Origin of the sequence: Lutimaribacter marinistellae, assembly GCF_042648365.1 — a bacterium.
Lineage (GTDB): Bacteria > Pseudomonadota > Alphaproteobacteria > Rhodobacterales > Rhodobacteraceae > Lutimaribacter_A > Lutimaribacter_A marinistellae.
In genome coordinates this window covers 232,157-255,600 of sequence record NZ_JBHRXI010000049.1, presented here as the reverse complement: position 1 = coordinate 255,600, position 23,444 = coordinate 232,157, and the positions used below count along the sequence as shown (strand labels likewise).

Annotated in this window: 23 protein-coding genes; 9 read left to right on the top strand and 14 right to left on the bottom strand. The window is 59.5% G+C overall.

Annotated features, from left to right (window positions below):
* Positions 1–14 precede the first annotated feature (14 nt).
* Complete coding sequence (locus ACFORG_RS22555) at positions 15–1,244, bottom strand: acyl-CoA dehydrogenase (protein WP_386737847.1); 1,230 nt, start codon at positions 1,242–1,244, stop codon at positions 15–17.
* 98 nt (positions 1,245–1,342) lie between these two features.
* Between ACFORG_RS22555 and ACFORG_RS22550 the strand changes: the two genes are divergently transcribed.
* On the top strand, positions 1,343–2,254 hold the full coding sequence (locus ACFORG_RS22550; protein WP_386737846.1) for a LysR family transcriptional regulator: 912 nt from the start codon (positions 1,343–1,345) through the stop codon (positions 2,252–2,254).
* Positions 2,255–2,258: 4 nt separating this feature from the next.
* Here ACFORG_RS22550 and phoB read toward each other — a convergent pair whose 3' ends face one another.
* From phoB to ACFORG_RS22495, 11 genes are all read right to left on the bottom strand, one after another.
* Positions 2,259–2,948, bottom strand: coding sequence for a phosphate regulon transcriptional regulator PhoB (gene phoB / locus ACFORG_RS22545; RefSeq protein ID WP_386737845.1), 690 nt, complete (start codon positions 2,946–2,948; stop codon positions 2,259–2,261).
* Between the two features lie 10 nt (positions 2,949–2,958).
* On the bottom strand, positions 2,959–3,660 hold the full coding sequence (gene phoU, locus ACFORG_RS22540; protein WP_386737844.1) for a phosphate signaling complex protein PhoU: 702 nt from the start codon (positions 3,658–3,660) through the stop codon (positions 2,959–2,961).
* A gap of 17 nt (positions 3,661–3,677) precedes the next feature.
* Positions 3,678–4,451 (bottom strand): phosphate ABC transporter ATP-binding protein PstB, encoded by a 774-nt coding sequence (gene pstB, locus ACFORG_RS22535; protein ID WP_386738086.1) that lies wholly within the window; start codon positions 4,449–4,451, stop codon positions 3,678–3,680.
* 51 nt (positions 4,452–4,502) lie between these two features.
* Complete coding sequence (gene pstA / locus ACFORG_RS22530; protein WP_386737843.1) at positions 4,503–5,834, bottom strand: phosphate ABC transporter permease PstA; 1,332 nt, start codon at positions 5,832–5,834, stop codon at positions 4,503–4,505.
* Entirely contained in the window at positions 5,831–7,303 is a 1,473-nt protein-coding gene (gene pstC / locus ACFORG_RS22525; protein ID WP_386737841.1) for a phosphate ABC transporter permease subunit PstC, read from the bottom strand. The genes pstA and pstC overlap by 4 nt, the downstream gene beginning before the upstream one ends.
* Positions 7,304–7,392: 89 nt before the next feature.
* On the bottom strand, positions 7,393–8,433 hold the full coding sequence (locus ACFORG_RS22520; protein ID WP_386737840.1) for a substrate-binding domain-containing protein: 1,041 nt from the start codon (positions 8,431–8,433) through the stop codon (positions 7,393–7,395).
* 141 nt (positions 8,434–8,574) lie between these two features.
* Positions 8,575–9,630, bottom strand: a complete 1,056-nt coding sequence (locus ACFORG_RS22515; protein WP_386737839.1) for a sensor histidine kinase — start codon at positions 9,628–9,630, stop codon at positions 8,575–8,577.
* A 53-nt stretch (positions 9,631–9,683) separates the two neighbouring features.
* Entirely contained in the window at positions 9,684–10,871 is a 1,188-nt protein-coding gene (locus ACFORG_RS22510) for a trans-sulfuration enzyme family protein (RefSeq protein WP_386737838.1), read from the bottom strand.
* Entirely contained in the window at positions 10,868–11,392 is a 525-nt protein-coding gene (locus tag ACFORG_RS22505; protein ID WP_386737837.1) for a gamma carbonic anhydrase family protein, read from the bottom strand. The genes ACFORG_RS22510 and ACFORG_RS22505 overlap by 4 nt, the downstream gene beginning before the upstream one ends.
* Positions 11,389–12,030, bottom strand: a complete 642-nt coding sequence (gmk, locus tag ACFORG_RS22500) for a guanylate kinase (protein ID WP_386737836.1) — start codon at positions 12,028–12,030, stop codon at positions 11,389–11,391. The genes ACFORG_RS22505 and gmk overlap by 4 nt, the downstream gene beginning before the upstream one ends.
* A 5-nt stretch (positions 12,031–12,035) precedes the next feature.
* Positions 12,036–12,926, bottom strand: a complete 891-nt coding sequence (locus ACFORG_RS22495) for a YicC/YloC family endoribonuclease (RefSeq protein WP_386737835.1) — start codon at positions 12,924–12,926, stop codon at positions 12,036–12,038.
* 231 nt (positions 12,927–13,157) lie between these two features.
* Between ACFORG_RS22495 and ACFORG_RS22490 the strand changes: the two genes are divergently transcribed.
* Positions 13,158–13,847, top strand: a complete 690-nt coding sequence (locus tag ACFORG_RS22490) for a PAS domain-containing protein (RefSeq protein WP_386737834.1) — start codon at positions 13,158–13,160, stop codon at positions 13,845–13,847.
* Between the two features lie 43 nt (positions 13,848–13,890).
* Here ACFORG_RS22490 and ACFORG_RS22485 read toward each other — a convergent pair whose 3' ends face one another.
* Positions 13,891–15,261: a class II 3-deoxy-7-phosphoheptulonate synthase gene (locus ACFORG_RS22485; RefSeq protein WP_386737833.1), complete on the bottom strand. Its 1,371-nt coding sequence runs from the start codon at positions 15,259–15,261 to the stop codon at positions 13,891–13,893.
* A gap of 166 nt (positions 15,262–15,427) precedes the next feature.
* On the opposite strand from ACFORG_RS22485, the gene ACFORG_RS22480 reads away from it, so the two are divergent.
* The gene (locus tag ACFORG_RS22480; RefSeq protein ID WP_386737832.1) at positions 15,428–16,432 is read left to right on the top strand and encodes a GlxA family transcriptional regulator; all 1,005 of its coding nucleotides are present in this window, start codon (positions 15,428–15,430) and stop codon (positions 16,430–16,432) included.
* Positions 16,429–16,938, top strand: a complete 510-nt coding sequence (locus ACFORG_RS22475) for a GNAT family N-acetyltransferase (protein ID WP_386737831.1) — start codon at positions 16,429–16,431, stop codon at positions 16,936–16,938. The genes ACFORG_RS22480 and ACFORG_RS22475 overlap by 4 nt, the downstream gene beginning before the upstream one ends.
* Here the strand turns inward: ACFORG_RS22475 and ACFORG_RS22470 are convergent.
* Positions 16,935–18,029, bottom strand: a complete 1,095-nt coding sequence (locus ACFORG_RS22470) for a PQQ-dependent sugar dehydrogenase (RefSeq protein WP_386737830.1) — start codon at positions 18,027–18,029, stop codon at positions 16,935–16,937. The genes ACFORG_RS22475 and ACFORG_RS22470 overlap by 4 nt on opposite strands.
* 148 nt (positions 18,030–18,177) lie before the next feature.
* Between ACFORG_RS22470 and ACFORG_RS22465 the strand changes: the two genes are divergently transcribed.
* From ACFORG_RS22465 to ACFORG_RS22445, 5 genes are all read left to right on the top strand, one after another.
* Positions 18,178–19,371 carry an ABC transporter substrate-binding protein gene (locus tag ACFORG_RS22465; protein WP_386737829.1) on the top strand — a complete coding sequence of 398 codons (1,194 nt, stop codon included), beginning with the start codon at positions 18,178–18,180 and terminating at the stop codon, positions 19,369–19,371.
* Positions 19,372–19,511: 140 nt separating this feature from the next.
* A complete protein-coding gene (locus ACFORG_RS22460) occupies positions 19,512–20,300 on the top strand; it encodes an ABC transporter ATP-binding protein (RefSeq protein WP_386737827.1) in 789 nt (262 codons plus the stop codon).
* The gene (locus ACFORG_RS22455) at positions 20,297–21,133 is read left to right on the top strand and encodes an ABC transporter ATP-binding protein (RefSeq protein ID WP_386737826.1); all 837 of its coding nucleotides are present in this window, start codon (positions 20,297–20,299) and stop codon (positions 21,131–21,133) included. Before ACFORG_RS22460 ends, ACFORG_RS22455 begins: the two co-directional genes overlap by 4 nt.
* Before the next feature lie 3 nt (positions 21,134–21,136).
* On the top strand, positions 21,137–22,138 hold the full coding sequence (locus ACFORG_RS22450; RefSeq protein WP_386737825.1) for a branched-chain amino acid ABC transporter permease: 1,002 nt from the start codon (positions 21,137–21,139) through the stop codon (positions 22,136–22,138).
* On the top strand, positions 22,135–23,439 hold the full coding sequence (locus tag ACFORG_RS22445) for a branched-chain amino acid ABC transporter permease (RefSeq protein ID WP_386737824.1): 1,305 nt from the start codon (positions 22,135–22,137) through the stop codon (positions 23,437–23,439). The genes ACFORG_RS22450 and ACFORG_RS22445 overlap by 4 nt, the downstream gene beginning before the upstream one ends.
* Positions 23,440–23,444: the final 5 nt, after the last annotated feature.

The following is a 23,444-nucleotide window of genomic DNA, read 5'->3' as shown; positions in this document are numbered from 1 at the left end:
GATTTGGTTCGAGCTTAGTAGAAGGCCTGCAGTCCGGTTTGCGCCCGTCCGAGGATCAGCGCATGTACGTCATGCGTACCCTCGTAGGTGTTGACCGTCTCGAGATTGACCATGTGGCGGATGACCTGGAATTCCAGGCTGATCCCGTTGCCGCCATGCATGTCGCGCGCCATACGGGCAATATCCAGCGCCTTGCCGCAATTGTTTCGTTTGACGATCGAGATCATCTCGGGCGCTGCGTTGGCTTCATCCATCAGGCGCCCCACACGCAGGCTGGCTTGCAGACCCAACGAAATCTCGGTTTGCATATCCGCGAGCTTCTTCTGGAAGAGTTGCGTTTGCGCCAAGGGGCGGTTGAATTGCGTCCGGTCCAAGCCGTACTGGCGGGCCGCATGCCAGCAACACTCGGCGGCACCCATCGCACCCCAGCTGATTCCGTAGCGTGCGCGGTTCAAGCATCCGAACGGGCCTTTCAGTCCCTGTACGTTCGGCAAAAGCGCATCTTCACCGACTTCCACGCCGTCCATGACGATCTCGCCGGTGATCGAGGCACGCAGCGACATCTTGTTTGCAATCTTTGGGGCCGAAAGGCCCTTGGTGCCTTTCTCAAGGACAAAGCCACGGATCTTGCCATCATGCGCGTCGGACTTGGCCCACACGACAAACACGTCAGCGATCGGCGCGTTGGAAATCCACATCTTGGACCCGGTCAGACGATATCCGCCATCGATCTTTTCTGCGCGCGTCTTCATGCTCGCCGGATCGCTGCCCGCATCAGGCTCGGTCAGGCCGAAACAACCGATCCATTCGCCGCTCGACAGCTTGGGCAGGTACTTCTTGCGCTGTTCCTCGCTGCCATAGGCATAGATCGGATACATGACCAGCGAGCTTTGCACGGACATCATCGAACGGTAGCCCGAGTCGACGCGCTCAACCTCGCGGGCAACGAGACCATAGGAGACGTAACCCGCGCCGAGCCCGCCATACTCCTCGGGAATGGTTGTCCCCAGAAGCCCCATTTCGCCCATTTCGCGAAAGATTTCCGGATCGGTCTCTTCGTTCTCGAACGCGCTGGTGACGCGCGGCTGCAGCTTTTCCTGGGCATACGCCTTGGCGCTGGCAGCGATCATGCGCTCATCTTCGGTCAACTGATCGGACATCCGGAAAGGATCTTCCCAGTCGAAACGGCCCAGATCGGGCGCATCCTTGGCGCGCAGAGCCGGCTTGGTGTTTTGAACGTTCATCGGTGAGCCTCCTCAATGCCGAGTTTGTGAGACTATACCTCGACAAATCCGCAATTAACATCGAGACTTCCTCAGCAAATCATGCAAAAAAGTCATACATGATCCCATCGCGCCGTTTGTTGCCGTCTATTTCTGCCCTGTCCGCGCTTGAAGCACTGGACCGGCTTGGTTCGGCCTCTGCCGTGGCCGAGGAGATGGCACTGACCCAAAGTGCCGTCAGTCGACAATTACAGGGGCTGGAGCGCCAACTGGGCGTTGAATTGGTCAAACGTGATCGCAAAAGGCTGTCCCTGACACAGGCCGGTCAGGACTATGTTGTCCAGATCCGCACGGCGCTGTCGCAGATCGCCACGGCATCCCTGTCGCTGCAGGTGGCGCCCTTGGGCGGCACATTAAACCTTGCGATCCTTCCGACATTCGGAATGCGATGGTTGATGCCACGTCTACCCGAGTTCACGCGCCTGCATCCAGATGTCACGATCAACATGTCCACTCGCCTGCGCCCCTTCTCTTTCGCGTCCGAGCCGTTCGACGCCGCGATCCATTTTGGCACACCAGACTGGCCGGGCACCGAGGCTCTGCTACTGCGGACCGAGAAAGTGCTGCCCGTGTGCGCGCCGGGGCTGTTGCCGCATGGCGCTCCTCGAAATCCCGCAGACCTCTTGAAACTGCCGTTACTTCACATCCAGACCCGTCCGACGGCCTGGGCAGACTGGTTCGCCGCGATGAAGGTAACGACCCGCGCGCCGCTGCCCGGCATGATGCATGACCAGTTCTCGACCATCACGCAGGCAGCTCTGCATGGGCTCGGCTTGGCCTTGATGCCGGACTATCTCGTTGAACAGGACCTCGCCACGGGCAGGCTGGTTGCCGCGCACCCCGATGCGGTCGAGGCGCGCGGCGCCTATTACCTGGTTTGGCCTCAGACCCGGTCGGCAGATGAAACGCTGCGGCTGTTTCGCCATTGGCTCGCAAGCCAGGCACAAACCGAAGACGGTTTACCGCGCTGAGAGTTCAACCGAGTGCGTAGCCCGCGCCACGAACCGTGCGAACCGGATCGTTACCACCATGCTGCGTCAGCGCCTTGCGCAGCCGACCGATATGGACATCAACGGTGCGCGTATCGACATATATGTCGCGACCCCAAACCCGGTCGAGCAGTTGCTCGCGGCTCCAGACACGGCCCGGCTTTTCCATGAAAGTGGACAAAAGCCGGAACTCGGTTGGTCCCAGTTTTAACGGCTTGTCCGCACGGCTCACCTTGTGGGTTTCTGCATCCAGAACAATATCGTCAAACTCCAGCCGCAACCCGACCGTCGAAGGACGCACGCGGCGTAGCTGCGTGCGAACTCGTGCCATCAATTCGACGACAGAGTATGGCTTTACGACGTAATCATCAGCCCCGGTTTCCAGTCCACGGACCTTGTCCACTTCCTCGGACCGGGCCGAGAGCATTATGATCGGAATGCCACGTGTGTCAGGACGCGTCTTGAGCCTGCGACAGACCTCAATCCCGCTGAGGTTGGGCATCATCCAGTCAAGCACGATGATGTCGGGCGCCCCCTCCTCCACGAGGAGGAGTGCCTCTTCACCGTTCTCGGCTTTCAATACGCGAAACCCTTCGGCTTCGAGATTGTAACCAAGCACTTCACGCTGAGCCAATTCGTCCTCGACCACAAGAACGCTGGGTTGATCGGCAGACATGGCGCGTTCCTCAGATCATTTGCGAGGTGTTGTCGGCTTTGGGCCTCGCATCGGTCGGTCGATCCCCGGTGACAAGATAAATCACCTCTTCCGCGATCGCGGTCACGTGATCGCCCATGCGTTCCACGTTCTTGGCGATGAAGTGCAGATGCATGCAAGTCGTGATCGAGCGCGGATCCTCTGCCATGAAGGTCAGGATTTCGCGGAACAGACCGTTGTACATCTGGTCGACGTCACGGTCGCGTTCGATCACGTCCTTTGCAATGTCGGCATCGCGCTGGATATAGGAATCAAGCGCGTCCTTGAGCATGATCTCGACCTCACGCGCCATCCGGCGAAGGCCGGGTGCCATTTCCTTGACGGTCTGGGCTTCGGCGATGACCGAAGTACGCTTGGCGATGTTCTTGGCATAGTCGCCGATGCGCTCGAGGTTCGATGCAACCTTCAAAGCCGACAAAACAAGCCGCAAGTCGCGCGCCGTCGGCGCACGCAGCGCGATGACGCGGGCCGTTTCCTCGTTTATCAGGTCTTCGAGGGCATCAATTGCCTTGTCACCCGCGCGAACGGTTTCGGCCAATTCGACATCGCGGGTTTCCAGCGATTTGGCTGCGCTCATGATCGCAGCTTCGACCAGCCCGCCCATCTTCATGATATGGGCTTGCACGGTTTCCAGGTCGCGGTCGTAGACCGACAGGATGTGTTCAGTAGACATAGCAGCCTCTCTCGTGCTTAGCCGATACGGCCGGTAATGTAGCTTTCCGTCCGGGGATCCACCGGATTTGTGAAGATCTGACCGGTTTCGCCGTATTCGACAAGGTTGCCCAAATGGAAGAAGGCAGTCTTCTGGCTGACGCGCGCGGCTTGCTGCATCGAGTGGGTGACGATGACGACCGAGTAGTTTTCGCGCAGCTCGTCGATCAGCTCTTCGACCTGGCCGGTGGCTATCGGGTCGAGGGCCGAGCACGGCTCATCCATCAACAGCACCTCGGGCTCTGTCGCCACGGCACGCGCGATGCACAGGCGCTGCTGCTGCCCCCCCGAAAGGCCGGTTCCTGGCGCGTGAAGGCGGTCCTTCACTTCGTCCCAGATCGCACCGCGACGGAGGCTTTTTTCAACGATTTCGTCCAGTTCGGCCTTGTTCTTTGCAAGGCCGTGGATCCGGGGGCCATATGCGATGTTGTCATAGATCGACTTGGGAAACGGGTTGGGTTTCTGAAACACCATCCCGACCTTTGCGCGCAATTGTACCGGGTCGACGTTCTTGTCGTAGATGTCCTCTCCATCCAGCATGAAATCCCCTTCGACGCGCGCAACGTCGATTGTGTCATTCATCCGGTTTAAGCACCGCAGGAACGTGGACTTGCCACAGCCCGAGGGGCCGATGAAAGCGGTTACGGTCTTGTCCTCGATCTGGACGTTCACGTCCTTGATTGCATGGGTGTCACCGTAATAAACTTGGCAGTCACGGCAATCGAACTTGATCTCTTTCTGGTCCACTTTCATCTCCGCGGTGTGGGGCGCGTCATACATGTCTCTACCCTCGTTTGGGCGCGATTACCAACGACGCTCGAATCGGCGGCGCAGGATGATCGCGATGATGTTCATCGTCAGCAGGAAGGCGAGCAGGATGATGATTCCGCCCCAGGCCTTTTCGTAGAAGCTGACATCGGCCCGTGCGGCCCAAGTGTAGATCTGGGCAGGCATGGCCGAGTTGGGTTCGGTGAAACCGGCAAGGAAACCGTCCGGGTAGCCGCGTGCCACGAAGCCTACCATACCGATGAGAAGCAGCGGCGCCGTTTCACCCAAGGCCTGTGCGAGGCCGATGATGGTTCCGGTCAGGATTCCCGGCATGGCCAATGGCAGAACGTGGTGGAAAACGGCCTGCATCTTGGATGCTCCGACACCAAGCGCGGCGTCCCGGATTGAGGGCGGCACCGACTTGAGCGAGGCGCGCGTCGAGATGATGATCGTAGGAAGTGTCATCAGTGTCAGCACCAGGCCACCGACCAAAGGCGCGGATTGCGGCAAGTGCATGAACTGGATGAAAACTGCGAGGCCAAGAATACCGAACACGATGGACGGGACCGCTGCCAGATTCGAGATATTCACTTCGATGAGGTCAGTGAACTTGTTCTGCGGCGCGAATTCCTCGAGGTAGATCGAGGCCGCGACGCCAATTGGCAGCGACAGGAACAAAACGACCAGCATCATGAAGAACGAGCCCACAACGGATGCACCGATCCCTGCACCTCCGGGGTTGTCCACGCCCGAGTCGGCGCCGGTGATGAAGTTCCAGTTGAAGGCCTGCTTGATGATGCCGGCCTCTTCCAGAGCATCTACGAGATCGAGGTCGCTCACCTGAAGGAAACGGCTGTCCACCAGCGTGTCGCGTGTCACCCGCCCCTTGAAGTAGCCGTCGACCCGGCTCGACGCTGCCAGTTGAAAGGAAACCTCCTCGCCCAGCTGGTCGGGGTTGGCCTGATAGTAGCTGCGGATCGTTCCGCCGACCTTACCAAGCAGGCGTTCAATGGCTGCCTCGTCGAACTCCGCCGCAATTCCCCGGGCGGTAAGGCGTTCCTGCAACTCGGCAATGAAGAGGTCCGAATAGGCCCGTGTCTTGAACAGTTGGCCTTCGGCCTCTTCGAACTGCGCTTCGGTCAGTACGAATTCGATGTCGACGACCGCTTTTGTAAAGGCTGGCACCCCAGAACGGATAATCGACACGAAAAGAACGGCCAGGAAAAAAAGACCGATGAGGATTGCGCCCAACCCATAGGCGCGGAAACGCTTTTCCGCTGCATTGCGACGCTTTGTTCGCTTGTCGATCTGGGCGAGCGAGCCGGAGCGGCTTTCGGGGGCCGCGCTGTTCATGCTTGCGTCGGTCATTCGTACTGCTCCCGGTATTTGCGCACGATGTAAAGGGCGAAGACATTCAGGCCCAAAGTGAGGATGAAGAGCGTCATGCCGAGCGCAAAGGCAACGAGAGCCTCCGGCGAAGCGAAGTCCGCATCGCCCGTCAACTGGCTGACAATCTTGGCTGTGACAGTTGTCATCGCCTCGAAAGGATTGAGGTCCAGCCGGGCGGCAGCGCCCGCGCCCAAGACGACGATCATGGTCTCGCCGATTGCCCGGCTGGCGGCGAGCAGGATGGCACCGACGATCCCCGGCAAGGCTGCCGGCAGAACGACTTGGCGGATCGTTTCGGACTGAGTCGCACCCAGCCCGTAGGAGCCGTCGCGCATGGCTTGGGGTACGGCGTTGATGATGTCGTCCGACAGCGACGACACAAAGGGGATCAGCATGATGCCCATCACCAAGCCTGCGGTCATGACCGAAGTGCCCGACTGCATCCACCCCAAACCCTCGTCGCCAAAGACTTCCATCAACAGCGGACCGACGGTCAGCAGGGCAAAAAGACCGTAAACGATGGTCGGGATACCCGCGAGAACCTCGATCAGCGGTTTTGCCACGGCGCGAAGCCCGGGGCGTGCATATTCACTGAGATAGATGGCGGCGAACAGGCCGATGGGAACAGCGACCAGAAGTGCCACGATCGAGATGTAGAAGGTACCCCAAAGAAGCGGCACGATGCCCAGGTCCGAGGCACCACCGCGCCCGGAGAAGCTCGGCGCCCAGTTGAGGCCGAAAAAGAACTCAGAGGCCGGGTACAAGCGGAAGAACTCGATCGTGTTGAAGACGAGCGACAGAACGATCCCAACCGTGGTCAATACCGCGATGGACGCCGCTGCGATCAGCAGCGCGCGGACGCCTTGTTCTACGACATTCCGAGCGCGGAACGCGGCCCGCGACTCTCGCAGGCCATAAAGCGCCCCAAGCACCGCCAAGACTATGACCGCGATGGACATGATAAGGTAACCGGTACTGTTGAGGACGCGGTATTCCTGCGCTGCACGCAAGACTGGTTGTGTGATACGCGAGGTGACGATCTGGCCTGCTTCTTGCAGTCTGGTGGTTACATCCGCGAAATCGGCACGGGCGTTGCGGGCAAAGTCCTCGGTCATCAAACCAGCTGATACAGCATTGTCCATTCCGGCCGCCGTGCGGCGCACCTCGGCCATGACAAGGCCCATCGAAGAGCCTTCGGGAATGGCGCTGTCGGGGATCATGTTCGAAACGGTATTGCTCACGTAGAGCGGCTGGACCAGCAGCCAGACCACGAGCAAACCGAAAGCCGGCACGATCGCCTTGAGCGCGACGTTCCAGCCGTAATATCCAGGAAGGGAGTGCAAACCTCGGCTGTCGCCACCCGCACTCTGAAGCGCGCGGTGCCGTCCGACAAGGAAACCCGCGGCCGCGATCGCAAGTACGATCAAGATGAGCCAGAAAATCGGCATGGCGCCCCCAAGTATTCGATAGAGGAAGTTTCAGAAGGGTAAGGGAGCGACGCGCACGCCGCTCCCCATCATTCGGGCGGTGGCCCGAATTACATGTTTTCGCCCATGGTTACTTCGTTGGCGATCATTTCCTGTGTGGCTGCCAGCTCGGGGTCGGCAACCAGGCCATAGTTGGAAAGCGGGCCGGAGGAGCCGGCAATCTCGTCAGCAACGAAGAACTGCGCGTATTCCTTCAGGCCCGGGATCACGCCGATATGCGCTTTCTTGACGTAGAAGAACAGCGGACGCGATACGGGGTATTCGCCGGTCGAGATGGTCTCGGTCGAAGGCGAAATACCGGACATGGTCGCGACCTTGAGCTTGTCGAGGTTGTTCTCGTAAAACGCCAGGCCAAAAACGCCAACGCCGTTCGGGTTGGTGTCGATGCGCGACAGGGTTTCGGTGTAGTCGCCGTCGATATCGACCGACTTGCCGTCCTGACGAACGTCGAGGCATGCATCCTCGGCCGCATCCTCGTCCATGCCGCCTTCCATCATGGCTTCCATTGCGCCAGTGGATTCGCAGCCGGCCAGCAGAACCTTGTCTTCAAACACTTCACGGGTGCCGTGCTTGGTGCCGGGGATGAACATGGCGATCGGTGCATCGGGCAGCTCGCCGTTGAACTCGGTCCAGCTCTCGTAGGTGTTTTCGACCAGTTCGCCATCTTTCAGAACCTTGGCGCCGATGGCGTTGTAGATGTCCGCCGGCTCGAACGCGGTGAATGCGGGGCCCGACTGCTGGCTGGCGAAGACGATGCCGTCATAGCCGATGCGCACTTCGATGATGTCGGTAACGCCGTTCTCGGCACACGCCTTGATCTCTTTTTCACGGATCGCACGCGATGCGTTTGCCACGTCGATGGTGTTCTCGCCAACGCCTTCGCAGAAACGCTTCAGACCAGCAGAGGAACCGCCCGACTCGACGACGGGGGTCGGGAAATCGGTGTTGTCACCGAACAGTTCCGCAACGATCGAGGCATAGGGCAGCACGGTCGACGAACCGGCGATCTGCACATTGTCACGGGCTGCAGCAGCGGTTGCCGAAACGGCGGCGATTGCCAGCGCCGAAGCCGACAGTTTCACAAAAGACATTCCAGTCTCCTTGGTTGAGTGAATTGGTCGATCACCCCCAGCGATGATCTCACGCCACGGGTAGTGACGATCGGTGAGGCTTTTGTGTCATGTACGTAACAGGATTATGACAAAGTGAGTCTTGCCGTTAAGTCAGCAAAATTAATTTTGCTCGACCGGCAGGATAACAGTGAAGGCTGCGCCCTGCCCCAGCTCGCTCTCTACCCTCAGCCTGCCCCTGTGTCGGTTCACGATATGCTTGACGATGGCAAGGCCCAGACCGGTGCCGCCCAATTCGCGGGAACGATGATTGTCGGCGCGGTAGAAACGTTCGGTCAGCCTGGGCAGATGCACCGGGTCAATTCCCGCACCGTGGTCGCGTACCTGTACGCGTGCGCCTGGCCCTCGCAGGGCTGGGTCACGTTCAGCCGTGCTCACGATGATCTCAACACGCCCGCCGCTTGCACCATATTTCAAGGCGTTCTCCAGCAGGTTCGTGAAGACCTGCCGCAGTTGGTCGGCGTCTCCGTTCACAATCACCTGTTCGGCCGGCGCGTCCAACGTCAATTCGACACCTGCGCTTTGGGCAAGTGGCCTTAGCGAGGCCGAGGTCGATTCGAGCAGCGCGCGCAGATCGAGTTGTTCGCGCGGACGCACGCGCTCTTCGCTTTCGACGCGATTGAGAGAAAGCAGATCCCCCACCAATCGGTTCATGCGGCTGGCCTCCGCTTCCATGATTTCAAGGAAACGATCACGCGCCTTTTCGTCATTTCGGGCCGGGCCGCGAAGCGTCTCGATGAATCCCATCAATGCGGTGAGCGGTGTGCGAAGCTCGTGGCTGACATTGGCGACGAAATCCCGTCGCATCTGTCCGGCCTGCTCCATATCGGTCACGTCGACGAAGCTGATGAGAACCGCGCCACCAAGAACGGCGCCAATGCCGCGGACATATCGGCAGGACACGTCGAAGGTCGTGTCCTGCGCCCCGTCATTTGCAAGGTAGCGTGTGCGCACCGGACCCTTGATGCGCAGGCTTTGCTCGATCGCTTCGATTAGCTGCGGCTGGCGCAGATAGGTTGCGAAATGACGGCCCGTGATCTGCTGCCCCAGCAGGGTCAAGGCCTCGGCATTTGCGGCGATGATACGTTCGGATTGATCGACAAGCAGGGCCGGCAGCGGAACGGCCGCCAAGAGGTCGTCGATCAGTTCCTGGGTCATCTCCACCTCCGCACTACGGGTCGCCTCCGTGACTTACCGTCCGCGTGTAACGATCATGCGGACATGGCCTCGGATACAGCGAGTTCGAACACTTCTTTCAACTTTTCCGGGTCTTCCAGACCCACGGAGACTCGGAAGAAGCCTTCGGAAATCGCGAGTTCACGCCGCTCCTCCGCGGTCAACGCCCGGTGAGACGAGGAGGCGGGATGCGACAGCGTGGTGCCCACGTCACCGAGGGTCGGCGCAAAGCTCAACCCCTCTGCGGCGCGGGTAAAAGCGTTGGCCGCTGCGCGCCCTCCTTCAAGTTCAAAGCTGACCATGTTGCAGCCCTGCCCCTTCAGCAATGCGTCACCTCGGGTCCGGTCAGGGTGATCGTCCCGGGTCGGATAGAGAACACGTTTTACACCCGACAGCCCTGAAAGGTGGTCGGCCAGTGCAATCGCCGTACTTTGCGCCCGATCGAACCGCAGATCGAAGGACAGCATGCCGCGTTCCGCCAGCCAACAGTCGAAAGGGCTCGGCGTCAGGCCGGTCGTGACCGAGAAAACGCGCAGACGTTCATTGAGGGCCGGTTCGCGCGCCACAACGTAGCCAAGCATTACATCGGAATGTCCGGCAAGCAGCTTCGTGATGGAATGAATCACGATATCCGCGCCGTGATCGAAGGGCCGAAAAGCGCGCGGCGTGGTGAAGGTGTTGTCGACCGCAAAAAGAATGCCGCGTTCCCGACAGAGCTCGGCAAGCCCGTCAATATCGGCCACCCTCAAGGTCGGGTTGGATACGACCTCGACCAGGATCATACGTGTCTCGGGCCTGATATGCGCAGCGACCGCCGCCACATCGCCAGGATCGGCCAGAGAAGTGGCGATGCCTAGACGCGGCAGATCTTCTTTCATCATCCGCAGCGACCGGCCGTAAAGCTGGTTGCCGCCGATCACATGGTCGCCCGCTTTCAGGATACCCAAAAGGGCGGCTGTTACCGCGGCCATTCCCGACCCTGTCACCCAGCCACCTTGAACACCTTCCATCGCATCCAGTCGCTTTGCGACGACATCAGCGTTCGGGTGACCCTCGCGGGAATAAGTGTATCCGTGCACCCTGCCCTCATACTGGTCATCAAGCGCGTCAGGGGTGTCGCTCGCATAGACAACGGAGGGGCTGAGCGGCGTTACGACCGGACGGCTGGCGCTTTCGGGCAGAGGGTCAGGCCGGATGATCGAGCCCTTGGAATTGCGGTTCATTTTACCTCACGCATGGTTTCGCGGAATTTCCGCATGTTCTCGCGGTAATAGACGGCGCTCATCTGGATGCGTTGCGCCTGCGCGGCATCGATCTCGCGAACCACCTTGCCGGGCGCACCCATGACCAGAGAATTGTCCGGGATCACCTTGTTTTCAGTAACGAGGGCACCGGCACCGATCAGGCAGTTCTTTCCGATCTTGGCACCGTTCAGGATGATCGCACCCATACCTATCAACGTGTTGTCGCCGATCGTGCAGCCATGCAGCATGACCTTGTGCCCGATGGTGCAGTCACGTCCGATGGTCAGCGGATAACCGGCATCAATATGCATGACGCAGTTTTCCTGCACGTTCGATCCTTCGCCGACGCGGATCTCTTCATGATCTGCGCGGATCGTCACCCCGAACCAGACCGATGCGCCGGCTTCCAGAACGACCTTGCCAACCAGGTTGGCGTCCGGCGCGACCCAGGTATCGTCGTGTATCCGTGGAACGTCGTCCCCAAGTGCGTAAATGGTCATGTCAACTCCTCGAACTCGGCCTGAAGGGCGCGCACGTGATCTGTCAGATGCGGCTGCTGGATACGCTTCAGGCGGGTGGCCGTGATAATGGTTTTCAACGCAGCCTCGGTCGCATCCAGATCATCGTTGATCAGAACATGATCATAGCTGCCCCAATGGCTGATTTCGTCCCAGCTTTTCTGCATGCGACGCTGGATGGTTTCGGCGTCGTCCTGCGCGCGGCTTTCCAGCCTGCGCCGCAATTCCCGAATCGAAGGCGGCAGAAGGAAGATCGACAGCGTATGCTGCCCCAAGCCGGAGTTGCGAATCTGCTGTGCGCCTTGCCAGTCAATGTCGAACAGCACGTCTTGCCCTGAATTGATCGCATCTTCGACGGGTCCGCGTGGTGATCCGTAAAAATTGCCGAACACATGCGCGTGTTCCAACATGCGGTCTTCTTTCACCGCCGTCTTGAACTGTGGCTCGGTATAGAAGTGATAGTCGTTGCCATCCACTTCGCCCGGACGAGGAGCACGCGTGGTCGCGCTCACGGAGAACACGATCGACGGGTCCCAAGCGCGCAGTCGTTTCGCCAAAGTCGACTTTCCCGCCCCGGATGGCGAAGAGAGAATTATGAGAAGTCCGCGCCGGTCCGCCATATCAGTCACTCCACGTTCTGAACCTGTTCACGCATCTGGTCGATCAGCGCCTTGAGGTCCAAACCCGCAGCGGTCAGTTCCGCGTTCTGAGCCTTGGAACACAAGGTGTTGGCCTCACGGTTGAACTCCTGCATCAGGAAATCCAGCTTGCGTCCCACCGCACCTCCCTGATCGAGCAAGGCACGCGCGGCATCCACATGGGCGCCGAGCCGGTCGATCTCTTCCGTGACATCAGCCTTTACCGACAGCAGCGCCAATTCCTGCGCCACGCGATCGGGTTCGGCCCCGTCGGCATTTTCAAGCACACGTGCAAGATTGGCGCGCAAGGTCGCGGCCATCTGCGGTCGGCGCGCCTCGGCGAGTTCAGCTGCTTTTGTTGTCAACGTTGCGATGCGCGAAAGTTGATCGCGGAGTATCTCCTCCAAGGCGCGGCCTTCCGTCTCGCGCATTTCAACAAAGCTTTCCAGCAATGCCGGAAATTCAGCCTTTAGTTGCGTCACCAACGGTGCAGGGTCCTCGTCACCGCTACCAACCTCCATGACACCGCGCAAAGCAATGAGATCGGTGGCGCGTGATGGGGCGAGCGGGATCTTGCGGCGTGCAGCTTCGGCCTCGACCTCGCCCAAGGCGTCGAGAACCGACGAAAGGGCGGCGCGGTTCAGCGACACCTCGGCCCCGGCTTCGATCCTTGCAAGGCGCAACGACAAGGTCACGTTGCCTCGGGAAACGGCCTTACCGATCTCCGCGCGCAGCGCGGCCTCCAGCCCTTCGAGCCAGTCGGGTGCGCGCAGCCGCATATCCAGCCCCTTGGCGTTGACCCCACGCAACTCCCAGTTCCATTGGAAACTGCCATACGCACCCTTGGCAGACGCAAAACCCGTCATGGACCGGATCATTCGATCCCTCCCGCTTCTGCTCCGCACGGTCCATCCGCCCGGTTGCCGCACCTAATGCCATCACGCCGCAGGGGGCAAGCCCGTGAAGACACTGTTTCACAACCTGAGCAGTTAACCATTCATTAACGAAAAGCTCCAATTTTGCGAAAACCCGTGGCACCTTAGGTTTCAGGTAACCATCCAGGATCGGCTGGTTGCCTGAGGGGGCGGACACAGCGGGGGAATGTAACGATGAAGGCTAGCGAACGACCTGCCACCAATCGGCTGGCAACTGAATTCGATGAGGGGAATGTCGTTTTCATGGACCGTTTTCGGACTGGGAAAGGCTTGTCGCCTATCCGGCAGGCAGAGGCCTACTGGCAAGCACTTCGCCACGATGGCGATATCCCGCGCCGTTCGGATGTCGATCCAAGAGGGCTCGGGAACATCCTGTCAGACTGCTTTATCCTTGAGAGGATAGCCCCCGGAATTGCGCGATTTCGTCTTGCCGGCCAGACTCTCAACAGCCTTGCGGGGATGGAAGTGCGCGGTATGCCACTCACCGCCTTTTTTACACCTTCCGGCCGGCGGGAGATCAGTGCCGTTCTGGAACATGTGTTCGACGCACCCGCAATTGCCCAATTGTCGCTTGCCGCTCACACCCGCATGGGACGTCCTCTCGGCGAGGCGCGGATGGTGCTGTTACCGTTGAGGTCTGATCAGGGAGAGGTCAGCCGGGCCTTGGGTGTCATGCTCTGCGACGGGATCAGAGCGACACCGCTTTGCCATTTGTCGATCACGCAGACCGACCTGAGAAAACTTGGCAAGCCCGCCCGGGAACAAGCCGAACCAATTCTGCGAACAGTTGTGGCGGGGTTTTCTGAAGACCAGAAACCTTTGGTTCGGCCAGCCCTGCGGCTTGTATCGTCCCAAGACAACTGATCGAAGAACCGCGGCGACAAGGAGCGCCGCCGCGGAACATCACTTACCCTGCCGCACGTTTTTGGCGGCCACGGTAAAGCTTGGAAAGCTCTTCGGCCACGAGGAAGGCCAACTCAAGCGACTGGCTGGCGTTCAAACGCGGATCACACGCCGTGTGATAGCGTGCCGAAAGCCCCTCTTCGGTCACGGCACGTACACCACCCGTGCATTCGGTCACGTCCTGTCCCGTCATCTCGAAATGTACGCCGCCCGGAATGGTGCCCTCGGCCTCGTGGACCGAAAAGAACTCCCGTACTTCGCCAAGAACCGACTGGAACTGCCGGGTTTTGTAACCTGTGGCCGACTTGATCGTGTTTCCGTGCATTGGGTCGCAAACCCAAGTGACCTTGGCCCCTTCTTCCTCTACCGCTCGGATCAGTCGCGGCAGATGCTCGGCCACCTTCCCGACACCGAAGCGCGCGATTAGGGTCAATCGCCCTTCTTCGTTGTTCGGGTTCAGCTTTGCCATCAGGGCCTTCAGGTCATCGGGTGTCGTGCTCGGCCCGCATTTCAATCCGATGGGATTGAGAACACCACGACAGAACTCGACGTGCGCACCATCCGGCTGACGTGTCCGGTCGCCAATCCAGATCATGTGCCCGGAGCCGGCCAGCCAGTTGCCCGAAGTGGAGTCGAGCCGCGTCAGTGCCTCTTCGTACTCCAGCAACAGACCTTCGTGGCTGGTGTAGAATTCCACGGTCGAAAATTCATGCGTGGTGTCCGCGGAAATACCCGCCGCATTCATGAAATCGATCGTGTCCTGAATGCGGTCGGCGATCTCGGAATACTTGCGCACGTCCTGTTCATCGGTGAAACCGAGGGTCCAGGAATGCACGCGGCTCATATCCGCGAAACCGCCCGTAGAGAAAGCGCGCAACAAGTTCAGTGTCGCCGCTGCCTGCGTGTAGGCCTGCAGCATCTTGTTCGGATCAGGAATCCGCGCCTCGGGCGTGAATGCCAGGTCGTTGATGATGTCACCGCGGTAGCTGGGCAGTTCGACGCCCTCGACAACTTCGGTCGGCGCACTGCGCGGCTTGGCGAATTGCCCGGCCATACGACCAACCTTAACCACAGGCACCTTGGCACCATAGGTCAGCACCATGGCCATCTGCAGCATCACCTTGAACGTGTCGCGGATCGCGTCCGCGCTGAACTGCTCAAAGCTTTCGGCGCAATCGCCGCCCTGCAACAGGAATGCCTCGCCACGGCCTGCTGCGGCAAGATGCGTTTTCAGACGACGCGCCTCGCCGGCGAATACAAGCGGCGGGTACTTGGCGAGCTGGTTTTCGACACGCGCCAAAGCGTCCGCGTCGGTATACTCAGGCATCTGAACCCTCGGCTTGGTGCGCCAGGTCGATTTCTGCCACTCGCTCATTTCTCTCGTCTCCGCTGAGAAGGTTTCAGGGGGCTTCTATACAAAATGGCGTCCCAAGTGACCATACGTGATTTGCGCCTCTTGACGTCGGAAACAAGCTTTGAGCAAGGTGATCGGCACAGCGTCGGAATGCGCATGCTGTTCTTTGACCAGGGGACGTCCGGACATGAAAGAGCAACGTCGAACTGTCGATGTAAAAACCAATCCGGACAAACCACGTCGCTTCGTCTTCGTGCTTCTCGACAACTTCACGATGCTTTGCTTTTCCGCCGCGCTGGAGAGCCTGCGCATCGCCAACCGCATGGCGGGGCGTGAGCTGTATTCCTGGCGGCTGGTTGGCGAAGGCGGTGACCTGATACGCTGTTCGGCAGGTACCGCATTCAAACTGGACGGAGACCTCGACGAGTTATCGCGCGAGGATACGATTCTCGTGTGCGGCGGCATCGACGTGCAGAAGGCCACCACAAAGCGCCTGCTTGGATGGCTCCGGCGCGAAGCGCGCAAGGGGCTGGCGATGGGCGGTTTGTGCACCGCTGCCTATTCTCTGGCCAAGGCCGGGTTGCTTGATGGCAAGCGCGCCACGATTCACTGGGAGAACGCGGACAGCTTTGCCGAGGAATTCGAGGAGGTGAACCTGACCAAATCGGTGTTCCAGATCGATGGCACGCGGATGACAACCGCCGGAGGAACCTCTTCCATCGACCTGATGCTCAAGATCATTGCGGATGATCATGGCGAAGACCTTGGAAATGCGGTCGCCGACCAGCTGATCTATTCCACGATCCGGACGGATCAGGACACACAGCGCCTCTCTACACCCACCCGGATCGGAGTACGCCATCCCAAGCTGAGCCAGGTCATCCAGATGATGGAAAAGAACATCGAGGAACCCATCAGCCCGTCCATCCTCGCCAAGGATGTCGGCATGTCGACCCGGCAGCTTGAGCGTCTGTTCCGGCGCTATCTCAACCGTTCGCCCAAACGCTATTACATGGAACTGCGCCTGCAAAAAGCGCGCAACCTTCTGATGCAGACAGACATGAGCGTGATCAACGTGGCCCTCGCCTGCGGATTCGCATCGCCGTCGCATTTCTCGAAATGCTACCGCGCGCATTACAACACGACGCCGTATCGCGAGCGCGGAACACAGGCAGCGCGCCTGTCAGTATGATCCGTACGCGCCGCCTGCTTCTGCGCTCCGGTCGCTCCGACGACCTCGACCCACTGCACGAGATCTTCTCGGACCCGCGCGCCATGCGCTACTGGGACCGACCGCCACATACCGAACTTTCCGAGACCCGCAGCTTTCTCGAGAGATTCATGACCGGGCCGTCAGACGACCGCTTCGAGTTCATCCTCGATCTCGACGGGCGGTGTATCGGCAAGGCTGGCGTGTGGGGCGCGCCGGAAATCGGCTATATCCTGCAACCGGACCTTTGGGGCCGAGGCTTGGCACATGAAGCCTTATGTGCTGTTCTCCCTCGCGCGTTCGAGCGGTTCAGCGATCTTCCTGAACTTACCGCTCAGATCGACCCTCGAAACACCGCCTCAGAGAAACTTCTGCGAAAGCTCGGCTTTCGCCAGACGGCTTATGTCGAACAGAACTTTCTGTATGGCGAGAATGAGTGGTGTGACAGCGCGTATTTCGCCGTCACGCGAGAAGAATTGCAAACCTAATTCGCAGGCGTAATACGGAAAACAGCGCCTTGGCCCTCGGATGCGAACCAGATTGCGCCATCGGGGGCTTCGACCACGTCGCGGATCCTCAGGGTCTCGTCGGCTTCGATCCTTTCGACCTCTCGCAAAGGGCTGCCGGAAAGACGTGAGATCATGTCGAACTTCAGAGACCCGACAAGAAGGTCACCCCGCCATTCCGGCCAAAGCTTACCGGAATAGACCGTCATGCCCGAAGGCGCGATGGAAGGGTCCCAATAGAACTCGGGCTGCTCCATGCCCGGCTTGGATGTACCCTCTCCGATCTTTGCTCCGGAATAATGACGACCGTAGGAGATGACCGGCCAGCCGTAATTATATCCCTTTTGAACCCGATTGACCTCATCACCACCACGCGCGCCATGCTCGACGACCCATAAACCGCCTCTTTTGTCGAAGGATGCGCCTTGTGGATTGCGATGGCCAAAGCTCCAGATTTCCGGTTGCGCGCCCGATTGCCCGGTGAACGGGTTGTCCGACGGCACGGTTCCATCTCGATTAACCCGGATGACCGATCCGTTGTGGCGGGACAAGTCCTGTGCCGATGGTCGATCTCCGCGTTCACCTATCGTAACGAAGAGTTTCCCGTCCGGCGCCTCGATGACCCGGCTTCCGAAATGGCGGCCACCGGAGTTCCCTGAGCTTGCTTCGAAAATCGTGCGCGCATTCTCCAGCCGAGCGCCCTCAGTGCTGAGACGCGCGACCGCAACGGCAGTGGCCGCTCCGTTGGAATGGTCCTTGGCGTAGGTCAGAAAAATCTCTTGGGTTCGGGAGAAGTCGCGTGGAACCATGACATCAAGAAGCCCGCCCTGCCCGCGCGCCCAGACGCGCGGCACACCGGAGACTGTTTGTGTCTCGCCATCGCGCCACAGCAACAACTCACCCGACAATTCCGTTACCAGTACGCTACCGTCGGGAAGAAAATCGATGGCCCATGGAACGTCCAGCCCATCGATCACCCGCTCTACACGAGCAGGCCCCGCGTCCGTCGAAATCGTCTGTGCCTGAACAATTCCCGTCCAGGCGAAAAGGATCAGAACTACGAGTATTCGCATGACCGCCTTCCTTTACTGCGCCTTTATGAAGTGGTCCGAACGGGTCGGATTCCAACCCGATTTGAGGGCTTTCAATAACACTTTTCTTTTCTCAACACTCTGCATAGGGTCGGTTCAGAACGAAATCGTTCCAACAAGGGAGTACCTCATGAAAAAGCTTCTTACGGCAACCGCCGCGACCGCGCTGCTGGCAAGCTCGGCCTTCGCGGGCAGCCACAGCAAGGAAGTCAAGATCGGCATCATCCTGGGCTTCACCGGCCCCATCGAATCGCTGACGCCTTCCATGGCCGATGGCGCGGAACTGGCGATGAAGGAAGTCACCGATAGCGGCATGCTGCTCGATGGTGCATCAGTGACCCCCGTTCGCGCAGACTCGACCTGCATCGACGCGGGCGCAGCGACAGCCGCCGCCGAGCGCCTCATCACATCGGACGGCGTTTCCGGCATCGTCGGTGCAGACTGCTCGGGCGTGACCGGTGCGATCCTGTCGAACGTTGCCGTTCCGAACGGCGTGGTGATGATTTCGCCGTCGGCAACTTCGCCTGCATTGTCGGATGCCGAGGATAATGGCCTGTTCTTCCGGACCGCCCCGTCCGACGCACGCCAGGGTGCGGTGATTACCGAGATCCTGATGGATCAGGACATAAAGGAAGTCGCGGTGACCTACACCAACAACGATTACGGAAAGGGTCTCGCCGACAGCTTCCAGCAAGCGTTCGAAGCGGCGGGCGGCACGGTGACCATCTCGGCTGCACATGAAGACGGCAAGGCGGACTATTCGGCCGAAGTCGGTGCGCTGGCTTCTGCCGGCGGCGATCGTCTGGTCGTTGCGGGTTATGTGGATCAGGGTGGTTCGGGCATCGTGCGCGCTGCGCTCGACTCGGGCGCATTTGATACATTCCATTTCCCCGACGGTATGGTTTCGGAGAAACTGCTCGAGAATTTCGGAACCGAGATCGACGGCTCTTCGGGTGCGCATCCCAGCCCGTCCGAAGAACTGTCCAACGCCTATGCCGAGCTTGTTGACGGCGCGTTCGATTCGACCTCGCCCTTTACGCCGGAATCCTATGACGCCGCCGCGCTGATCATGCTTGCAATGCAGGCTGCCGGTTCGATGGATTCGGGCGATTACAAGGACAAGGTGATGGAAGTCGCCAACGCTCCGGGCGAACAGATCGGCGTCGGTGAACTGGCCAAGGGTCTGGAAATCCTCAAGAACGGCGGTGACATCGACTATGTCGGCGCAACCGGCGTCGAGCTGATCGGACCGGGCGAAGCCGCGGGCAACTATCGCGAAATCGCCTACGAAGGCGGCGACGATACGACCGCCGGATATCGTTGATCCAAGCGAATCCTTGAAATCGAGCAGCCCGGGCCTTGTGTCCGGGCTGTTTCAATGACAAAAGGCCGCACCTTTTTCGGAAGGCAAGGACCAACACCAACAGGACCGCCGACAAAAAACGGGCGGCTTCGGGGGAAGACATGATCGTCGTCGAAGACGTGCACAAGCACTTCGGCGGGTTCCATGCGGTGGACGGGGCATCGCTGGAAATCGCCAAGGGTTCCATTACCGGCCTTATCGGACCGAACGGAGCCGGCAAGACCACTCTGTTCAACGTGATTGCCGGCGTGCTGGAGCCGACCAGCGGACGGGTCACCATGGATGGCGAAGACATCACTGGCCTGCCGCCACATGAACTTTTCCACAAGGGGCTGCTGCGCACATTTCAGATCGCGCATGAGTTCAGCTCGATGTCCTGCCGCGAGAACCTCATGATGGTACCCGGCGCTCAATCCGGTGAAAGCCTTTGGAACACGTGGTTCGGCCGCAAGCGGATCGCGAACGAAGAGCGCGCACTCGCCGCAAAAGCCGATGAGGTGCTCGAGTTCCTGACCATTTCGCACCTTGCCGATCACAAGGCCGGCCAGGTTTCCGGTGGCCAGAAAAAGCTGCTGGAGCTTGGGCGGACAATGATGGTTGATGCCAAGATCGTCTTTCTGGACGAAGTTGGCGCTGGCGTTAACAGAACGCTTTTGAACACAATCGGTGATGCTATCATCCGGCTCAACGAAGAACGCGGCTACACCTTCGTCGTGATCGAGCACGATATGGATTTCATTGGACGGCTCTGCGACCCAGTGATCTGTATGGCCGAGGGCAAGGTTCTGGCCGAAGGTACACTCGAAGAGATCAAGGCCAACGAGCAGGTGATCGAGGCGTACCTGGGAACCGGTCTCAAGAACAAGGATCAGTTGGAGGCCGGCGCATGAGCGATAGCGACAATCCCTATCAGGACGGGCGCGGCAACAAGGACCGATCGATCACCAACACTCATGGCGTGGGCACGATGACCCCTGCACACCGCAAAAGCGGTGCTACATCGCGCGTCGAGGGCGGGCCGTTCCTGATCGGCGATACGATGACCGGCGGGTATGGCAAAGGTCCTGATATCCTGCATGAGTGCACCGTCGCCGTAGATCCCGGTGAGATCGCCGTGATCGTCGGGCCGAACGGTGCGGGCAAGTCGACTGCGATGAAGGCCATCTTCGGGATGCTTGATGTTCGCTCCGGCTCGGTTCGACTGGACGGCGAAGACATCACGCAACTGTCGCCTCAGGACCGAGTGACCAAGGGCATGGGTTTCGTCCCGCAAACCTCCAATATCTTCACTTCGATGACGGTCGAGGAAAATCTTGAGATGGGGGCTTTCATCCGCCGCGACGACATCACGGGGACCATGGAGCAGGTCTATGAGCTGTTCCCGATCCTGAAAGAGAAACGCCATCAACCGGCTGGTGAGTTGTCCGGCGGGCAGCGTCAGCAGGTCGCCGTGGGCCGAGCGTTGATGACACAGCCCAAGGTCCTGATGCTAGACGAACCAACCGCTGGTGTTTCACCCATCGTGATGGATGAGCTATTCGACCGTATTATCGAAGTCAGCCGAACAGGGCTGCCGATCCTGATGGTCGAGCAGAACGCGCGCCAAGCCCTTGAGATCGCGGACAAAGGCTATGTGCTTGTGCAAGGCCGCAACGCATATACCGGGACCGGCAAGGAACTCTTGGCCGACCCCGAAGTGCGCAAATCCTTCCTGGGGGGCTGAGACATGGATTTCCTCAACGCCCTTGTGGCGCTTTCCAACTTCGTACTTATCCCCGGCATCGCATATGGTAGCCAGCTTGCCCTTGGCGCGCTTGGCGTGACGCTAATTTACGGTATCCTGCGCTTCTCGAATTTCGCGCATGGCGACACCATGGCGTTCGGTGCAATGATCGCCGTTCTGGTGACCTGGTGGTTTCAGGCGATGGGCATTGGCCTCGGGCCACTTCCCACCGCGCTTCTCGCCCTGCCCTTCGCCATTCTTGGCTGTGTCGCTTTGCTGCTGGTCACGGACAGGCTGGTCTATCGTTTTTACCGCGAACAGAAGGCAAAACCGGTGATCCTTGTGATCGTATCGATGGGCGTGATGTTCATCATGAACGGCCTTGTCCGATTCATCATTGGACCAGACGACCAACGGTTTGCGGATGGCGAACGGTTCATCATTTCCGCCCGGGATTTCAAACAGATGACCGGGTTGGACGAGGGCCTTACGATCAAGACAACACAAGGTATCACCGTCATCGTGGCCGTGATTGCCGTGGTGCTGCTGTTCTGGTTCCTGAACAAGACCCGCACCGGCAAATCGATGCGCGCCTATTCCGACAACGAGGACCTCGCCCTTCTGTCGGGTATCAACCCCGAACGGGTGGTTATGTACACGTGGTTGATCGTGGCCGCCCTCGCCACCACTGCCGGTGTGCTTTACGGGCTGGACAAAAGCTTCAAACCCTTTGTCTATTTCCAGCTCCTTTTGCCGATCTTTGCGTCGGCCATTGTCGGGGGCCTCGGTTCACCGCTTGGGGCGATTGCCGGAGGGTTCATCATCGCCTTTTCCGAGGTGACCATCACCTATGCGTGGAAAAAGGTGCTGCAGTATATGGGTGCGGAGCCTTCAGGCCTCGTGCAGTTGCTGAGCACTGACTACAAGTTCGCCGTCAGCTTCGTGATCCTGCTGATCGTGCTTCTGTTCCGCCCGACGGGCCTTTTCCGGGGGAAATCGGTATGAGCGCACCAATGAAGAACACGCTTCTGTTCGCCTTTGTGGCTGGTCTGATCGTTTTGACCGGTTTCATGCAAAGCTGGAACTCGGCACTGCTGATCATGAATATGGGTCTGATCTCGGCGATTATGGCCATCGGTGTGAACCTTCAATGGGGGTTTGCAGGGCTCTTCAACGTGGGCGTCATGGGCTTTGTCGCGCTTGGCGGCCTTGCGGTGGTCCTGGTTTCGACCGACCTGCGCCCTGAAGCGTGGGCGGCAGGCGGTTGGGGAATTATCCTTGCCCTGTTGCTCGGTGCAGCGACGGTCGTCGCAGCGGTTCTGGTGTCGCAACGCGTACCTAAGGGCGCGGCACGCACGCTTGCGATGCTGGCCGTCTTGATTGGCGGATTCTTCCTTTATCGTGCGGTATTCGATCCGAACGTTTCCGCTGTTGAGGCGATCAACCCGGCCGCAGCAGGCAACATCGGGGGTCTTGGCCTTCCGGTCTTGCTAGCGTGGCCCGCCGGTGCGTTGCTGGCAGCCGGTGCGGCCTGGCTGATCGGAAAAACCGCACTCGGTCTGCGGTCTGACTACCTTGCCATCGCGACTCTGGGTATCGCGGAGATCATCATTGCCGTCCTCAAGAACGAAGACTGGCTGGCCCGTGGGGTCAAGAACGTGATCGGCCTGCCCCGCCCCGTTCCGTACGAAATCGACCTGCAGGGAGATGCGGGTTTCGTCGAACGTGCGGCGGGCATGGGGCTCGACCCTGTTACCGCTTCGACCCTCTACGTCAAAGTCGGCTATTCCGTTCTGTTCCTGATCGTGCTGCTCATCCTCCTCTGGATGGCGCAGATGGCGCTCAAGAGCCCCTGGGGCCGTATGATGCGCGCGATCCGCGACAACGAGGTTGCGGCCGAGGCGATGGGCAAGGACGTAACCCGCCGTCATCTTCAGGTCTTCGTTCTGGGGTCAGCGATCTGCGGGATTGCTGGTGCCATGATGACCACGCTTGACGGTCAGTTGACGCCCGGCAGCTACCAGCCGCTGCGTTTCACCTTCCTGGTTTGGGTGATGGTGATCGTGGGGGGCTCTGGCAACAACTTCGGTGCCGTTCTGGGGGCCATGCTCATCTGGTTCCTGTGGGTACAGGTTGAGCCGATCGGACTGTGGGTCATGCAGCTGATAACGTCAGGCATGGCCGAAGACAGCGCATTGCGTCTTCACCTCATCGATAGCGCAGCGCATATGCGATTGCTGACCATGGGAGTGATACTTCTATTGGTCCTGCGTTTCAGTCCGAGAGGCCTGATACCCGAAAAGTGAACCAT

Excerpts from the sequence above, each read along its gene's own strand:
- ACFORG_RS22555 (WP_386737847.1), bottom strand. The coding sequence starts at position 1,244 with ATGAACGTTCAAAACACCAAGCCGGCTCTGCGCGCCAAGGATGCGCCC.
- ACFORG_RS22550 (WP_386737846.1), top strand. The coding sequence starts at position 1,343 with ATGATCCCATCGCGCCGTTTGTTGCCGTCTATTTCTGCCCTGTCCGCG.
- phoB (WP_386737845.1), bottom strand. The coding sequence starts at position 2,948 with ATGTCTGCCGATCAACCCAGCGTTCTTGTGGTCGAGGACGAATTGGCT.
- phoU (WP_386737844.1), bottom strand. The coding sequence starts at position 3,660 with ATGTCTACTGAACACATCCTGTCGGTCTACGACCGCGACCTGGAAACC.
- pstB (WP_386738086.1), bottom strand. The coding sequence starts at position 4,451 with ATGAAAGTGGACCAGAAAGAGATCAAGTTCGATTGCCGTGACTGCCAA.
- pstA (WP_386737843.1), bottom strand. The coding sequence starts at position 5,834 with ATGACCGACGCAAGCATGAACAGCGCGGCCCCCGAAAGCCGCTCCGGC.
- pstC (WP_386737841.1), bottom strand. The coding sequence starts at position 7,303 with ATGCCGATTTTCTGGCTCATCTTGATCGTACTTGCGATCGCGGCCGCG.
- ACFORG_RS22520 (WP_386737840.1), bottom strand. The coding sequence starts at position 8,433 with ATGTCTTTTGTGAAACTGTCGGCTTCGGCGCTGGCAATCGCCGCCGTT.
- ACFORG_RS22515 (WP_386737839.1), bottom strand. The coding sequence starts at position 9,630 with ATGACCCAGGAACTGATCGACGACCTCTTGGCGGCCGTTCCGCTGCCG.
- ACFORG_RS22510 (WP_386737838.1), bottom strand. The coding sequence starts at position 10,871 with ATGAACCGCAATTCCAAGGGCTCGATCATCCGGCCTGACCCTCTGCCC.
- ACFORG_RS22505 (WP_386737837.1), bottom strand. The coding sequence starts at position 11,392 with ATGACCATTTACGCACTTGGGGACGACGTTCCACGGATACACGACGAT.
- gmk (WP_386737836.1), bottom strand. The coding sequence starts at position 12,030 with ATGGCGGACCGGCGCGGACTTCTCATAATTCTCTCTTCGCCATCCGGG.
- ACFORG_RS22495 (WP_386737835.1), bottom strand. The coding sequence starts at position 12,926 with ATGATCCGGTCCATGACGGGTTTTGCGTCTGCCAAGGGTGCGTATGGC.
- ACFORG_RS22490 (WP_386737834.1), top strand. The coding sequence starts at position 13,158 with ATGAAGGCTAGCGAACGACCTGCCACCAATCGGCTGGCAACTGAATTC.
- ACFORG_RS22485 (WP_386737833.1), bottom strand. The coding sequence starts at position 15,261 with ATGAGCGAGTGGCAGAAATCGACCTGGCGCACCAAGCCGAGGGTTCAG.
- ACFORG_RS22480 (WP_386737832.1), top strand. The coding sequence starts at position 15,428 with ATGAAAGAGCAACGTCGAACTGTCGATGTAAAAACCAATCCGGACAAA.
- ACFORG_RS22475 (WP_386737831.1), top strand. The coding sequence starts at position 16,429 with ATGATCCGTACGCGCCGCCTGCTTCTGCGCTCCGGTCGCTCCGACGAC.
- ACFORG_RS22470 (WP_386737830.1), bottom strand. The coding sequence starts at position 18,029 with ATGCGAATACTCGTAGTTCTGATCCTTTTCGCCTGGACGGGAATTGTT.
- ACFORG_RS22465 (WP_386737829.1), top strand. The coding sequence starts at position 18,178 with ATGAAAAAGCTTCTTACGGCAACCGCCGCGACCGCGCTGCTGGCAAGC.
- ACFORG_RS22460 (WP_386737827.1), top strand. The coding sequence starts at position 19,512 with ATGATCGTCGTCGAAGACGTGCACAAGCACTTCGGCGGGTTCCATGCG.
- ACFORG_RS22455 (WP_386737826.1), top strand. The coding sequence starts at position 20,297 with ATGAGCGATAGCGACAATCCCTATCAGGACGGGCGCGGCAACAAGGAC.
- ACFORG_RS22450 (WP_386737825.1), top strand. The coding sequence starts at position 21,137 with ATGGATTTCCTCAACGCCCTTGTGGCGCTTTCCAACTTCGTACTTATC.
- ACFORG_RS22445 (WP_386737824.1), top strand. The coding sequence starts at position 22,135 with ATGAGCGCACCAATGAAGAACACGCTTCTGTTCGCCTTTGTGGCTGGT.